13 protein-coding genes and 1 pseudogene are annotated in these 13,234 nt (G+C 63.9%); 11 read left to right on the forward strand and 3 right to left on the reverse strand.

The genetic code is table 11. The annotated features are described in order from the left end of the window. From EOA27_RS04375 to EOA27_RS04390, 4 genes are all read left to right on the forward strand, one after another. Positions 1-865: ABC transporter permease (locus EOA27_RS04375; RefSeq protein WP_145970261.1), on the forward strand; the 865-nt coding region annotated here is incomplete at its 5' end. 49 nt (positions 866-914) lie between these two features. Continuing rightward, positions 915-1,721 (forward strand): 4-pyridoxolactonase, encoded by an 807-nt coding sequence (locus tag EOA27_RS04380; protein WP_126081813.1) that lies wholly within the window; start codon positions 915-917, stop codon positions 1,719-1,721. A gap of 26 nt (positions 1,722-1,747) precedes the next feature. Beyond that, positions 1,748-2,926: an alanine--glyoxylate aminotransferase family protein gene (locus EOA27_RS04385; protein ID WP_126081814.1), complete on the forward strand. Its 1,179-nt coding sequence runs from the start codon at positions 1,748-1,750 to the stop codon at positions 2,924-2,926. 38 nt (positions 2,927-2,964) lie between these two features. After that, positions 2,965-3,711 carry an SDR family NAD(P)-dependent oxidoreductase gene (locus EOA27_RS04390; protein WP_126081815.1) on the forward strand — a complete coding sequence of 249 codons (747 nt, stop codon included), beginning with the start codon at positions 2,965-2,967 and terminating at the stop codon, positions 3,709-3,711. Positions 3,712-3,744: 33 nt separating this feature from the next. On the opposite strand, the gene EOA27_RS40480 is transcribed toward EOA27_RS04390, so the two are convergent. Beyond that, positions 3,745-3,912: a hypothetical protein gene (locus EOA27_RS40480; protein WP_189343096.1), complete on the reverse strand. Its 168-nt coding sequence runs from the start codon at positions 3,910-3,912 to the stop codon at positions 3,745-3,747. Between the two features lie 265 nt (positions 3,913-4,177). Here EOA27_RS40480 and EOA27_RS04395 point away from each other — a divergent pair, with 265 nt between their 5' ends. The 3 genes from EOA27_RS04395 (at position 4,178) to EOA27_RS04405 (ending at position 6,938) form a co-directional block, all read left to right on the forward strand. Then, positions 4,178-5,161 (forward strand): ABC transporter substrate-binding protein, encoded by a 984-nt coding sequence (locus EOA27_RS04395; RefSeq protein ID WP_126081816.1) that lies wholly within the window; start codon positions 4,178-4,180, stop codon positions 5,159-5,161. Between the two features lie 92 nt (positions 5,162-5,253). Beyond that, positions 5,254-6,057 carry an ABC transporter permease gene (locus tag EOA27_RS04400; protein ID WP_126081817.1) on the forward strand — a complete coding sequence of 268 codons (804 nt, stop codon included), beginning with the start codon at positions 5,254-5,256 and terminating at the stop codon, positions 6,055-6,057. 122 nt (positions 6,058-6,179) lie between these two features. Beyond that, entirely contained in the window at positions 6,180-6,938 is a 759-nt protein-coding gene (locus tag EOA27_RS04405; protein ID WP_210211660.1) for an ABC transporter ATP-binding protein, read from the forward strand. 75 nt (positions 6,939-7,013) lie between these two features. On the opposite strand, the pseudogene EOA27_RS04410 reads toward EOA27_RS04405, so the two are convergent. Together EOA27_RS04410 and EOA27_RS04415 are read right to left on the reverse strand one after the other, a co-directional pair. After that, a pseudogene (locus tag EOA27_RS04410) lies at positions 7,014-7,794 on the reverse strand (alpha/beta hydrolase). 292 nt (positions 7,795-8,086) lie between these two features. Beyond that, positions 8,087-9,694: a GMC family oxidoreductase N-terminal domain-containing protein gene (locus EOA27_RS04415; RefSeq protein WP_127255573.1), complete on the reverse strand. Its 1,608-nt coding sequence runs from the start codon at positions 9,692-9,694 to the stop codon at positions 8,087-8,089. Between the two features lie 227 nt (positions 9,695-9,921). Between EOA27_RS04415 and EOA27_RS04420 the strand changes: the two genes are divergently transcribed. From EOA27_RS04420 to EOA27_RS04435, 4 genes are all read left to right on the forward strand, one after another. Next, on the forward strand, positions 9,922-11,196 hold the full coding sequence (locus EOA27_RS04420) for an NAD(P)/FAD-dependent oxidoreductase (RefSeq protein ID WP_126081819.1): 1,275 nt from the start codon (positions 9,922-9,924) through the stop codon (positions 11,194-11,196). A gap of 34 nt (positions 11,197-11,230) precedes the next feature. Further along, a complete protein-coding gene (locus tag EOA27_RS04425) occupies positions 11,231-11,647 on the forward strand; it encodes a RidA family protein (RefSeq protein WP_126081820.1) in 417 nt (138 codons plus the stop codon). Positions 11,648-11,652: 5 nt separating this feature from the next. After that, positions 11,653-12,327 (forward strand): DUF1028 domain-containing protein, encoded by a 675-nt coding sequence (locus EOA27_RS04430; RefSeq protein ID WP_126081821.1) that lies wholly within the window; start codon positions 11,653-11,655, stop codon positions 12,325-12,327. Between the two features lie 178 nt (positions 12,328-12,505). Continuing rightward, positions 12,506-13,234 (forward strand): LysR family transcriptional regulator (locus EOA27_RS04435; protein ID WP_145970262.1); only part of this gene is annotated, 729 nt, incomplete at its 3' end.

A 13,234-nucleotide genomic window follows, 5' to 3' on the forward strand; every position in this document is an offset into this window, starting at 1 on the left:
GCTGCTTGCCGGGCTCGGCGAGCAGATGTCGGAAAAGGCCGGCGTGCTCAACATCGGCATCGAAGGCATGATGCTGGCCGGCGCCTATCTGGGCTTTGTCGGCGCCTTCTATTCGGGATCACTTTGGCTCGGCTTCCTCACCGGCGCCGCGGGCGGCATCGCGGTGGCGCTGATCATGGCGCTGCTTTGCGTGCGCATCGGGCTGAACCAGATCGTCAATGGCATCGCGCTGACGCTCGGGCTGGAAGGGCTGACGGCGCTGCTCCATCATTTCCAGTTCTCGCGCAGCTATCCCCGCCTGCCGGCGGCGGACGCCACCGTCATTCCGCTGCTGTCCGACATTCCCGTTATCGGGCCGGCCTTCTTCAGGCATCACCTGATCGTCTATCTGGCCGTTGCGCTGGTGTTCGCCATGAGCTACCTCTACCGGCGCACACAGCTCGGCCTCAACCTGCAGGCCGCCGGCGACAAGCCGGCCGCGCTCGATGTCGCCGGCATCGACGTCATCAGGACCCGCACCATCGCGGTGCTGACGACCGGCGCGCTGGCAGGGCTGGGCGGCGCCTATCTCGCCAATGTCGGGGCGGGCCTGTTCATTCCCTTCATCACCAATGGCGCCGGCTTCCTCGGCATCGTGCTGGCCATGCTGGCGCGCGGCCGTCCGGTCTGGGTGCTGTTCGGCGCTCTGCTGTTCGGCGTGTGCCTGTCGCTGACCACGGCCATGCAGGTGGCGGGCATCAACATCCCGACCGACATCATCCAGATGCTGCCGTTCCTGGCGGTGATGATCATGCTTGTACTGTTCGGGCGGCGCGCCAGCCTGCCTGCGGCGCTCGGCATTCCATATGAGCGCGGCGCGCGCTGACAGAAACCAGATGCGCGGATGGGATCCGCGCCAAGATAGGAGACGACAAATGTCGGATACCAAGGTCTACCTGCTCGACGGCGGCTCGCTCGTTCTCGACGGTTATCATGTGTTCTGGAATCGCGGCCCCGGCGGCGAAGTGCGCTTTCCCGTCTATTCGATCCTGATCGAGCATGCCGAGGGCCGGTTCCTCATCGACACCGGCTATGATTACGACCACGTCATGAAAGTGCTGCCTTTCGAGAAGCCGATCCAGGAAAAGCACCAGACCATTCCCGGCGCGCTGGCGCTGCTCGGGCTGGAGCCGAAGGACATCGACGTCGTCGTCAACTCGCATTTCCATTTCGACCATTGCGGCGGCAACAAGTATTTTCCACACGCAAAGAAGATCTGCCATCGCTCCGAGGTGCCACAGGCCTGCAATCCGCAACCTTTCGAGCATCTCGGCTATTCCGACCTGAGCTTCTCGGCCGAGGCGGCGGAGGCGCGTGGCGCCACCGCGCAGCTGCTGGAGGGCACGACGCGCGCCAATTCGACCTTCGAAGGCATCGAGGGCGACGTCGATTTGGCCAGGGGCGTAAAGCTGATCTCGACGCCCGGCCATTCGATCGGCCACTACAGCCTGCTGGTCGAGTTTCCCAAGCGCAAGCCGATCATGTTCACCATCGACGCCGCCTACACGCAGAAGAGCCTGGAAACGCTCTGCCAGGCAGCCTTCCACATCGACCCGGTCGCGGGCGTCAATTCGATGCGCAAGGTGAAGAAGCTGGCCGAGGACCACGGTGCCGAGCTGATGTACTCGCACGACATGGAAAACTTCAAGACCTACAAGACCGGCACCCAGTTCTACGGCTGAACGCCGCCAATCCGGAGACCACTCCCATGCGCTATTCCGATCATGCCGATCCGGTCATTACCCTGACCGCCGGGCCTGTCAACGCCTATGCAGAGGTGCTGCGTGGCCTCGGCCGCACCGTGCTCTACGATTATGATCCGGCGTTCCAGCTCTTCTACGAAAAGGTGACCGACAAGGCGCAGAAAGCGATGCGGCTGTCGAACAAGCCGGTCATCCTGCATGGCGAGCCGGTGCTCGGCCTCGAGGCCGCGGCGGCTTCCCTGATCGCGCCCGACGACGTCGTGCTCAACCTTGCCTCCGGAGTTTACGGCAAGGGGTTCGGCTATTGGGCGAAACGCTATTCGCCGCATCTGCTCGAAATCGAAGTGCCCTATAATGAGGCGATCGACCCGCAGGCGGTCGCGGCAATGCTGAAGGCGCATCCGGAAATCACCGTCGTTTCCGTCTGTCACCACGACACGCCATCCGGCACCATCAATCCGATCGACGCCATCGGCGCGCTGGTCTCGGCGCATGGCGCCTACCTTATCGTCGACGCCGTTTCTTCCTTTGGCGGCATGAAGACCCATCCCGAGGATTGCAAGGCCGATATCTATGTCACCGGTCCCAACAAATGCCTGGGCGCCCCTCCCGGCCTCACCATGATGGGCGTCAGCGAGCGGGCTTGGGCCAAGATGAAGGCCAATCCGCTTGCGCCGCGCGCATCGATGCTGAGCATCGTCGACTGGGAAGATGCCTGGTCGAGCGACAAGCCGTTTCCGTTCACGCCTTCGGTCTCGGAGATCAACGGGCTCGATGTCGCGCTCGACCTCTATCTCAACGAGGGGCCGGAGGCGGTGTGGGCGCGACACGCGCTTACAGCCAGGGCCACGCGCGCGGGCGTCGCAGCGATGGGCTTGTCGATCTGGGCAGCCAGCGACGGGATCGCGTCGCCGACCACCACCACGGTTCGCACCCCCAAGGGTGTCGACGAGAAGGCGCTTCGCCAGGCCGCGCGCGCCCGCTACGGCGTGGTGTTTTCATCTGGTCGCAGCGAAACGCTGGGGAAGCTGACGCGCATCGGCCACATGGGGCCGACCGCCCAGCCGATCTACGCCATCGCGGCGCTGACGGCGCTTGGCGGCGCCATGAACGCGGCCGGCCAGAAACTGGCAATCGGCAAAGGCATCGATGCGGCATTGGCCGTCATCGACGCCGACGCCTGAACGGACATCATCGGATCACGGATCGAGGGAGAAATTTCATGACTGGACGGCTTGCGGGAAAGGCGGCCCTGGTGACGGGCGCGGCGCAGGGTATCGGCAAGGCGATCGCGGCGCGGCTGGCGGCCGATGGCGCGACCGTCATCGTCAGTGACATCAACGCCGAGGGCGCAAAGACGGCCGCCGCGTCGATCGGCGGGAAAGCGAAGGCTGTCGCCGCCGATATCTCCGATCCAGCGTCCGTCAAAGCGCTTTTTGCTGAAATCCAGGCGCTGACCGGTGGCGTGGACATACTGGTCAACAACGCCAGCATCGTGCCGTTCATCGCCTGGGACGATGTCGATCTCGACCATTGGCGCAAAATCATCGACGTCAATTTGACGGGCACGTTCATCGTCACCCGCGCGGCCACTGACCAGATGCGGGCGGCGAACAAGGCAGGACGGGTCATCAGCATCGCGTCCAACACCTTCTTTGCCGGCACACCCAACATGGCGGCCTATGTCGCGGCCAAGGGCGGCGTCATTGGCTTCACCCGTGCGCTGGCCACGGAACTTGGCAAATACAACATCACGGCGAATGCGGTGACGCCCGGCCTGATCGAGAGCGACGGCGTCAAGGCGAGCCCGCACAACGAGGCGTTCGGCTTCGTCGAGATGCTGCAGGCGATGAAAGGCAAGGGCCAGCCCGAGCATATCGCCGACGTCGTATCGTTCCTGGCGAGCGAGGACGCCCGCTGGATCACCGGCCAGACGCTGAACGTCGACGCCGGGATGGTCAGGCATTAGCCGCTGAGACCGAAATTTTCCGACGACGTAGCTTCAACTGCTCAGGTCGAGTGTTTGGATACCGCCGGTGAATACGGCGACAACCGCCTCCGTGGTGTCCTTGAGCCATATGCCGACCACCGTTTGCGCGGCGGAAATGCCGAGCAGACCGATCCCGGTCGCCGTTTTGCGTCTTCCAGGGCGGCACCGGCCCGTGGCCATTGGCACATCCGCCGGAACCGCAATCGCGCGGCGCCCTCGATTCGAGTTCGTCGACAAGGAAAGGGCCGCTGCTTCGGTTTCGGCGAAGCAAAGGACAGAAAAAGACTTCTTTAGGCGACCCGGCCCGGATGCTCTCTTGCGGAACCTAGAAGAAGGCCCGCCTGGGAGGGCGACGCATAACAAGAGAGCGGCTGCCGAAACGACAGCCTGGCATACGCCACTCGAATGAGGTCGGTGCCAGCAACAGCCATGGGGAACCACGACAATGAAGACATTCCGCAATTGCCTGATGACCGCGGTCAGCGCAGGCCTGCTGGGCTTGGGGCTTGCCGCCCCCGCTGACGCCGGCGCCATCCGCCTGGGCATGACCACCTGGGTCGGCTACGGGCCGCTGTTTCTTGCCCGCGACCTCGGCTACTTCAAGGAAGCCGGCGTCGACGTCGACCTGAAAGTAATCGAAGAATCGGCGCTCTATATGGCGGCGGTCGCCGGCGGCGATCTCGATGGCGCGGCATCCACAGTCGACGAACTGATGAAGTACCGCTCCGACGACCTCTGCTTCAAATATGTCGTGGCGCTCGACGACAGCCATGGCGGCGACGGCGTCGTCACGCACGCGGACGTCAAGTCGCTCAAGGATCTGAAGGGCCAGCCCGTCGCCCTGAACGAGGGCTCCGTTTCCGAATTCTGGTTCAACGTGCTCCTGAAGAAGGAAGGCATGACCGAGGACGATGTCAGCATCACCAACATGACCGCCGATGACGCCGCGACCGCCTTCATCGCCGGCCAGGTTCCCGCCGCGGTGACCTGGGAGCCGCACCTGACCGAAGTCCGCAAGGGCGGCAAGGGCAAGGTGCTGATCGACTCCGCGACGACGCCCGGCCTGATCGTCGACGTGATCGCGCTCAAATGCGACCTGATCGAGAAGCATCCCGAGGATGTGAAGGCTTTGATCAAGGGCTATTACAAGGCGGTCGATTACATCAAGACCAATCCGGACAAGGCCTACGAGATCATGGCCAAGGGCATTGGCGGCTATCTCGAGAAGCCCGAGGATTTCGCGGCCGGCGCCCAGGGCGTGCGCTACTACGACCGCGCCCGCAACCTGGAATTCTTCGGCACTCCGGAAAAGAGCGAGGCGTCCGACCTGGTGAACTTCGCCCAGGATATCTGGGGCAAGGCCGGCAAGCTCAAGATGACGATCGACGCGAAGACCATTCTCGACACCGATTTCATCAAGGAACAGTAAGCCTTCGAAATCCGTCGGGGTCCGCTTGACAGGCTGACCCCGCTTTTTCTCGAAAGCTTCAGTTTCGCGCCTAAATCTACGGAGGCCATCCTATGGCACAGAGGCGGACGGCGTGGACACGCCTGACGACCCCATTCGCCAACATTCCCGCCAGCACCGCAACCACGCTCGCATTGGCAATGTGGATAGCCGTGATCGGCGGCTGGGCTCTTCTGTCCTACGGCCGCGTCGTGCCGAACATGTTCCTGCCGACGCCCGGAACCGTGCTGCAGACGGCCTATCGCATGTCGCTCGACGGCAGTCTTTTCTATCACACTTTCACCAGCGCCAAGGTGGTGATCCTTGGCTTCATCGTGTCCTCGGCGATCGCGGTGCCGCTAGGGCTGTGGATGGGTACCTACCGGGCGGTGCAGGCGCCGCTGGAGCCGCTGGTCAATTTCATCCGCTACCTGCCTGTGACCTCTTTCGTGCCGCTGTTCATCCTGTGGATCGGAATCGGCATCGAGCAGCGCATAGCGGTGATCTTCTTCGGTACCTTCTTCCAGCAGCTTGTGATGATCTCCGACTGCGCGCGCAGCGTCTCCCGGGACCTGGTCAACGCCTCCTACACTTTGGGCACCAAGCGTAGCGAAGCGGTGTGGCACGTCATCTTTCCGGCAGCGCTTCCGGCGATCCTCGACACGCTTCGCGTCACCATGGGCTGGGCCTGGACCTACCTGGTCGTGGCGGAATTGGTCGCGGCGTCGAGCGGCCTCGGCTATATCAGCCTCAAAGCGATGCGCGGCTTCCAGGTCGATGTGATCTTCATGGCGATCGCTGCGATCGGGCTTCTTGGCCTCATCACTGACACGGCATTCCGCATTCTCCGGGCGAGGGTCGCGCCATGGGCAGCCTGACTATGAACGCCTCCTCGCAAACCGCAGCCGGATCAAGGGTAGTGATGACCGAAACCATCAATGCGAACAACCCGGCTGGCACGGCCCATGCAGCCGGCGATCAGCGTTCGGCCGGCACCACCATGGGCATCGAGGACGTGACATTGCGCTATGGCGACGCCAATGGCGTGCTGGCGCTGGACGATGTGTCGCTGCAGGTCGCCAAGAACGAATTCTGCGTCATCGTCGGTCCGTCAGGATGCGGCAAATCCAGCCTGCTCTATCTGGCCGCCGGGCTCAATGACGCCACCTCGGGCAGCATCAAGGTCGACGGCAGGGAAGTGATCGAGCCAGGTCCCGACAGGGGCATGGTGTTCCAGAGCTATACCTTGTTTCCCTGGCTCACGGTGCGCGCCAACATCGAATATGGACCGAAACGCAAGGGTCTGCCGGCGGAGCAGCGCAGGCAGATCGTCGACCAGTATCTCAACGAGGTCGGCCTTGCGCCCTTCGCCGATCATTATCCGGCGCAACTCTCAGGCGGCATGAAGCAGCGCGTGGCGATCGCGCGCGCCCTTGCCAACGACCCGGCCGTGCTGCTGATGGACGAACCGTTCGGCGCGCTCGACAGCCAGACGCGCGGCACCATGCAGAAGCTGCTGCTGCGCGTCTGGGAGCGGCAGCAGAAGACGGTGCTCTTCGTCACCCACGATATCGATGAGGCGCTGGTGCTGGGCGACCGAGTCCTGGTGATGACGGCCCGGCCCGGCAAGATCAAGGCCGAGATCAAGGTCGACATCCCGCGGCCGCGTTCGATGGACGTGATCCTCGAACCCGACTTCATCGCGCTCAAGCGCCGCATCCTCGGCCTCCTGCACGATGAGATCGACGAGGATCACTGAGGGCAAATAGTCGGGAGCATCGAACGCCCGAACCCGAGGCGGCGGACGTCTGCCGCCCCGGACCCGATCAGCCTGTCAGCTCAGCTGTCCGGCGGCTTGCGAGATAAGCCGGGCGATCTCGTGCGGGTGAGAGATGAGCGACAAATGGCTTGCCTTCACCTCGATGGTTCTTGCGTTCATCCGCTTTGCCATGAAGCGCTCGAGATCAGGGTTGATCGTGCGATCCTCCGTCGATACGGCATACCAGCTTGGCTTCGAGCGCCAGGCCGCCTGCGTCGTCTTTCCGGTGAAAAGCTTGTCCGAGATCGGCCCCTGGACGGCATAGAGGATACGCGCCTTCGTGTGCGGAATACCGCCTGCGAAATCCCGCAGGAAAGCCTCCTCACTGAGCTTGCCGTAGCCTTCGGACCAGACGAGGCCGGCGGAAGCCGGTGGCGCCGCAAAGGTCTTGGCGAGCGCCGTGTAATCTTCGCCGGCGTCCGGCGCGCGCGCCGCGACATAGACGAGCGAGGAGACCTTCGGGTCCATCCCCGCTTCCGTGACGATCATGCCAGCAAAGGAATGTCCAACAAGCACCGTCGGTCCATCCTTGGAGAGCGATCGCGCGGCGCGTTGCCTCGACGCCTGCCTCCAGCGTGGTCAGCGGGTGCTGGACGACGGTTGGCCTGAAGCCGGCCTGCTGCAGGATGCCGACCACGTCCGACCAGCACGAACCATCCGCATAGGCGCCATGAACCATCACTACATTGCGCAGCTTCGGGTTCGTCTGCGCTCGCGCCGTGGGTGAGCTGGCAAGGAGGCTCGTGGCCATTCCGGCGGCAAGCGTGGTGGAGAAAGTGCGCCGATTCATCATAATCGTGGGTTCCTTGAGAGATTTGCGGGGGCGGCCGATGCTTGGCCGAGCCGCGCTGGAAGTGCTTCGCGCGGCGTCTACGCCCAGTCTTCGCAACCTGCGGAACCTTCGTTACGGCCGTCACGGCTTCGTGACCGCCTCGGTCGGGGGTCTCGCCGGAAAAATTGGCGCATCACCGCATTCGCGGCCGCTACGGGTTGCAAGGGCGCTCCCCGGTTCTGGGCAACAATCGGGCAGCTCAGCGAAATGCCGAACGGCCCAATTTCGAAGGCGAGGCGATCTTTACCGTTCGCCGTTACGCGCCCCTACCAAGGATCATCTCCGAAGCCTTCTGCCCGATCATCATGCTTGGCGCGTTGGTGTTGCCGCCGATCAGCTTCGGCATGACGGAGGCATCCGCAACTCGAAGCCCGTCCACGCCGCGAACCTTCAGCGTAAAGGGATCGACGACGGCCATGTCGTCCGTTCCCATCTTGCAGGTCCCGACCGGGTGATAGACGGTCAGCGCCTCGGCGCGCAGATAGGCGAGGATCTCGTCGTCGCTGCTTATATCCTTGCCCGGAAGCATCTCCTTGCCGCGCACCGCGTCGAATTCGGACGAGGCAAAAATCCGGCGTGCGATCTTGATGCCTTCGACCAGCACCATGGCGTCGTCCTCATGCGTGAAGAAGCGGTGGTCGATAAGGACGTCGCGGCGGGAACTGTCGCGCGATAGCCTGATCTCGCCCACGCTTTTCGGCCTCAGCACGCAAGTATGAATGGCGTAGCCGTGACCGTATTCGATCAGCCTGCCGCGATGGCTGCGATATCCGGGCACGAAGTGGAACTGGATGTCGGGAAGGCCGTTGGCGTACCTGGTTTTGGCGAAGCCGCCGGCCTCGACATAGTTGGTGGTGAGCATGCCCTTGCGGCGCGCGAAATACTGGAAAGGCGCCGCCGCCATTCGCGGCAGGTTGGCGAGCGACAGGCCGAGCGTCCTGGTGCTTTTGGAGCGCACCGTGATCATGCCGTCGACATGATCCTGCAGGTTCTTGCCGACGCCCGGAAGGTCGAGCACCGGCGTGATGCCGATCTGCTGCAGCTCAGCCGCCGGTCCGATGCCGGAGGCCAGGAGGATCCTAGGCGAATTGATGGCGCCGGCCGAAAGCACGATTTCGCGGTCGGCCGAGAACGTCTTCTGCTGGCCCTGATGCTGCACGCGCAGCCCAGTGGCGCGACCCTCGGCGGTGACCAGATCGATCACCTCGCATTGGCTGAGCAATGTCAGGTTCCTGCGGTCGAGCACCGGGCGCATGAAGGCGCTGAAGCTGCTGAAGCGCTGGCCGCGATCCTGGGTGACATTGTAGATGCCGAGGCCGAACTGGCTTTCGGCATTGAAGTCGGTGTTGGCGGGCAGGTCGGCGTTCTTGCCGGCCTTGACGAAAATGCTGGAAAGCACGTTCGGATCGCGCGGATTGTCGACCAGCAGTTCGCCGCTGGTGCCGTGATAGCGCGGGTCCTGGCCGAGCAGGTTGCGCTCAAGCTTCCTGAACACGGGCAGCACGTCGCGATAGGACCAGCCGGCGCAGCCGAGTCCCGCCCACTCGTCATAGTCCTCGGCGGCGCCGCGAATATAAACCATCGAGTTGATCGAGCTCGATCCGCCCAGCGCCTTGCCGCGGTTGACCGGAATGCTGCGGTTGTTGAGGTGCGCCTGCGGCACGCCGACGAAACAATAGTCGTAGTTCGGGTTACCATAGAGCGAAAGGATGCCTGCCGGCACTTTGACCCGCAGGCTGTTGTCGCTGCCTCCGGCCTCGATCAGGCATACTTTGACTACTGGATCGGCGCTCAGCCGATTGGCGACCACGCAACCGGCCGAACCGGCGCCGACGACGATGTAGTCAAAGCTCTCAGTCTGCATCCCAGCCCCTCGAGAATTCCGGAACTCTAGGTGCGTCTCTCGGTGCGAGAAATTCGGAAATGGTTACGCGTGACTTCGGAGATTCGTTATGGGCCCGCGCTGGTACGTGCTGCTACTTGTGAGCGCCAGAAGCGGTCGGATGGCGCAGCCTGTCTGCATCCACCATGGCCCAAGTCGGTTTCATCCCGCGCGGCGGAAGCTGTCGGTTAATCAAAAAAGGACTGAGCATGTCGGTTGAGACGGTAGACACGCTTGTCGTTGGCGGCGGCCAGGCGGGGGTGGCCATGAGCGAGCACCTGAGCAAATGCGGGGTGCCCCATCTCGTCCTTGAGCGCGGCCGGATTGCCGAGCGCTGGCGCTCGCAGCGCTGGGACTCCTTGGTCGCCAACGGCCCGGCCTGGCACGACCGGTTCCCGGGCATGGAGTTTCCCGTGACAGGTCCCGACGGCTTCCCGCCCAAGGAGGAGGTCGCCGACTATTTCGTCACCTACGCAAAGCAGATCAACGCGCCGATCCGCTGCGGCGTCGAGGTCAAGCTCGTGCAGAGGAATATCGGCCGTCCGGGATTCCGCGTCGAGACGTCGGATGGCGTGATCGAAGCCAACAGTGTCGTCGCCGCGACCGGACCTTTCCAGGTTCCTGTCATCCCCTCTCTCGTTCCTGCCGGTGCCGGCCTCCTGCAAATCCACTCCAGCGCCTACCGCAATCCGGCACAGTTGCCGAAGGGCGCGCTGCTGGTGGTCGGCGCGGGATCTTCGGGCGTGCAGATTGCCGATGAGCTGCAGCGCGCCGGGAGGCGCGTTTATCTCTCGGTCGGCCCGCACGATCGTCCGCCACGTTCCTATCGCGGGCGCGACTTCTGCTGGTGGTTGGGCGTGCTCGGCAAATGGGACCTCGAAACGCCAGGGCCTGGCACGGAACATGTCACCATCGCTGTGAGCGGCGCGCGCGGCGGCGAGACGATCGACTTCCGCCGCCTGGCCGCGCAGGGGCTCACCCTCGTCGGCATGACGAAGGCATACCAGGACGGCGTGATGAGTTTCGCGCCGGATCTTGCGAAGAACATTGCGCGAGGCGACGCCAATTTGATGTCGCTGCTGGACGAAGCCGATGCCTATGTCGCGCGCAACGGTCTCGACCTTCCGGAAGAACCCGCTCTCCGCAAGATCGACCCCGATCCGGACTGCGTGACCAATCCGGTCCTCGAGCTCGATCTGGCCAAGGCCGAGATCGCGACGATCATCTGGGCGACGGGCTTCGCCGTTGACTACAGTTGGCTGAAGGTCGATGCCTTCGACGAGAACGGCCGGCCAAGGCACCATCGCGGCGTGTCAACCGAACCCGGGATCTATTTCCTGGGACTGCCCTGGCAGTCGCGCAGGGGGTCGAGCTTCATCTGGGGCGTCTGGCACGATGCCAAGCATGTCGCCGACCGTATCTCGACGCAGCGCAAATATCTCGCCTACCATGCCGCCGCGAAACGCGAGCCCGTGGACGCCTGACAAAGCTGCGAGCCCGACCCAATTGGAGACCAAGATGGCGCATACGCGAATTCGCAAATTCAACACCAAGGAAACCTATCCCGAGCAGAAGCTTGACAACGATCTCTGCCAGGCGGTCGTCACGCGCGGCGGCCGCACCGTCTATCTGCGCGGACAGTGCCCGCAGGACCTGGATACGGCCAAGAATATCGACAGCCATGATCCGGCCGAGCAGACGCACAAGGTCATGCAGAATATAAAGCAGCTCATCGAGGAGTGCGGCGGCACGATGGAGCATCTGGTGAAGGTGGTGGTCTACATCACCGACGTCCGCCATCGCGAGGCCGTCTACCGGACGATGGGTGAATACATCAAGGGCGTGCATCCGGTTTCGACCGGGCTGGTCGTGTCGGCGTTGGCGCGGCCGGAATGGCTGGTCGAGATCGACGGCACCGCCGTCATCCCTGACTGAGCGCCATGACCTTCTCCATCGTCGCGCGATGCCGGCGCACAGGCATGTTCGGTGTGGCGGTGTCCTCGTCGTCTCCCGCGGTCGCGGCGCGCTGCGCCTATGCGCAGGCGGGCGTCGGGGCGGTCGCCAGCCAGAACGTCACCGACCCTACGCTCGGGCCAAAGGCGCTGGAGCTGATGGCGCGGGACGCCTCCGCTGCCGAGGCGGTCGCGATTATCAAGCGCACGGCCGCCTTCAGCGAATACCGGCAGGTGCTGGCGGTCGACGCGGCCGGCGGCAGCGCGATCCATTCCGGGCCGAAGGCGCTGGGTATCTGGGCTGAGGCACGCGGCGAGGACGTCGCCTGCGGCGGCAATTTGCTCGCGAATGACGGTGTCCCGCAAGCCATGGTCTATGCCTTCCTCGCTTCCGAGGGCCATCTCGGCGACCGGCTGATCGCCACGATGCGCGCCGCGCTCAAGGCGGGTGGCGAAGCGGGGCCTGTCCGCTCCGCCGGCATGAAGCTGGTGCGCGATGTGTCCTGGCCGGTCGCCGATTTGCGCTGCGACTGGACGGAGGATTGCCCGATCGAGCAGCTGGCAACGCTGTGGGAGATCTACAAACCGCAGCTCGATGCCTACGTCACCCGCGCCCTCAATCCGTCCGATGCGCCGAGCTACGGCGTGCCCGGTGACGAGTAGTCCGACCAGTTCCGGAGTCGGCATACGAAACCCGGCGACCCGCTCGACCCGGCATCCAGAATAGGTGCGATGGTCGATGCGCGGCGTGCCGCGAACGTCGTGCGTTCTGAAGACCGCCTGAATCAAGTACCGAGCGGCCGCGACTTGATCGCCGGGTGCAAACCGGCAACATAGGACCATGCCGCTCCGTTTCACGCTCAGACAGCTCGAATATTTCGTCGCCGTTGGCGAAGCCGGCTCGATCGCCAAGGCGGCCGAGCAGGTGAACGTCTCGCCGCCGTCGATCTCGGCCTCGATCGCGCAACTCGAGGCCGAATTCGGCGTTCAGCTCTTCGTGCGCAAGCACTCGCATGCGCTGGCGCTGACGGCGGGAGGGCGCCTCTTCCTCAAGGAAGCCGCGCGCCTGCTCAACGATGCCGATGCGCTGCACGACATTGCCGGCGATATCGCCGAAAAGGTGCGCGGGCCGCTGGCCGTCGGCTGCCTGCTCACTTTCGCGCAGATCGTGCTGCCGGCGCTGCGCAAAAAGTTCGAGGACGCCTATCCGGATGTGCGCGTCCGGCAATTCGAGCGCAACCAGGGGCAATTGTTCGAGATGCTGCAGCGTGGCGAAATCGACGCCGCGCTCACCTACGATCTGGAACTGTCGCAGGACATGACGTTCGAGCCGCTGATGCAACTGCCGGCCTATGTGATGCTGCCGGCCGCGCATCGCCTGGCGGGGAGGGCGGGCATCACGCCCGAGGAACTGGTCGACGAGCCGATGGTGCTGCTCGATCTGCCCTACAGCCGAGAATACTTCCTCTCGGCGTTCCAAGGCCTGCGGCCCAGGATCGCCGAGCGCACCGGCGACATCGCCGTGATGCGCTCGATGGTGGCCAACGGCTTCGGCTACGGCATCGCCAAT

Origin of the sequence: Mesorhizobium sp. M2A.F.Ca.ET.037.01.1.1, assembly GCF_003998075.1 — a bacterium.
Classification (GTDB): domain Bacteria; phylum Pseudomonadota; class Alphaproteobacteria; order Rhizobiales; family Rhizobiaceae; genus Mesorhizobium.

Bases quoted from the DNA above. Each gene is read 5' to 3' on its own strand.
- EOA27_RS04380 (WP_126081813.1), top strand. From the start codon at position 915: ATGTCGGATACCAAGGTCTACCTGCTCGACGGCGGCTCGCTCGTTCTC.
- EOA27_RS04385 (WP_126081814.1), top strand. From the start codon at position 1,748: ATGCGCTATTCCGATCATGCCGATCCGGTCATTACCCTGACCGCCGGG.
- EOA27_RS04390 (WP_126081815.1), top strand. From the start codon at position 2,965: ATGACTGGACGGCTTGCGGGAAAGGCGGCCCTGGTGACGGGCGCGGCG.
- EOA27_RS40480 (WP_189343096.1), bottom strand. From the start codon at position 3,912: ATGGCCACGGGCCGGTGCCGCCCTGGAAGACGCAAAACGGCGACCGGG.
- EOA27_RS04395 (WP_126081816.1), top strand. From the start codon at position 4,178: ATGAAGACATTCCGCAATTGCCTGATGACCGCGGTCAGCGCAGGCCTG.
- EOA27_RS04400 (WP_126081817.1), top strand. From the start codon at position 5,254: ATGGCACAGAGGCGGACGGCGTGGACACGCCTGACGACCCCATTCGCC.
- EOA27_RS04405 (WP_210211660.1), top strand. From the start codon at position 6,180: ATGGGCATCGAGGACGTGACATTGCGCTATGGCGACGCCAATGGCGTG.
- EOA27_RS04415 (WP_127255573.1), bottom strand. From the start codon at position 9,694: ATGCAGACTGAGAGCTTTGACTACATCGTCGTCGGCGCCGGTTCGGCC.
- EOA27_RS04420 (WP_126081819.1), top strand. From the start codon at position 9,922: ATGTCGGTTGAGACGGTAGACACGCTTGTCGTTGGCGGCGGCCAGGCG.
- EOA27_RS04425 (WP_126081820.1), top strand. From the start codon at position 11,231: ATGGCGCATACGCGAATTCGCAAATTCAACACCAAGGAAACCTATCCC.
- EOA27_RS04430 (WP_126081821.1), top strand. From the start codon at position 11,653: ATGACCTTCTCCATCGTCGCGCGATGCCGGCGCACAGGCATGTTCGGT.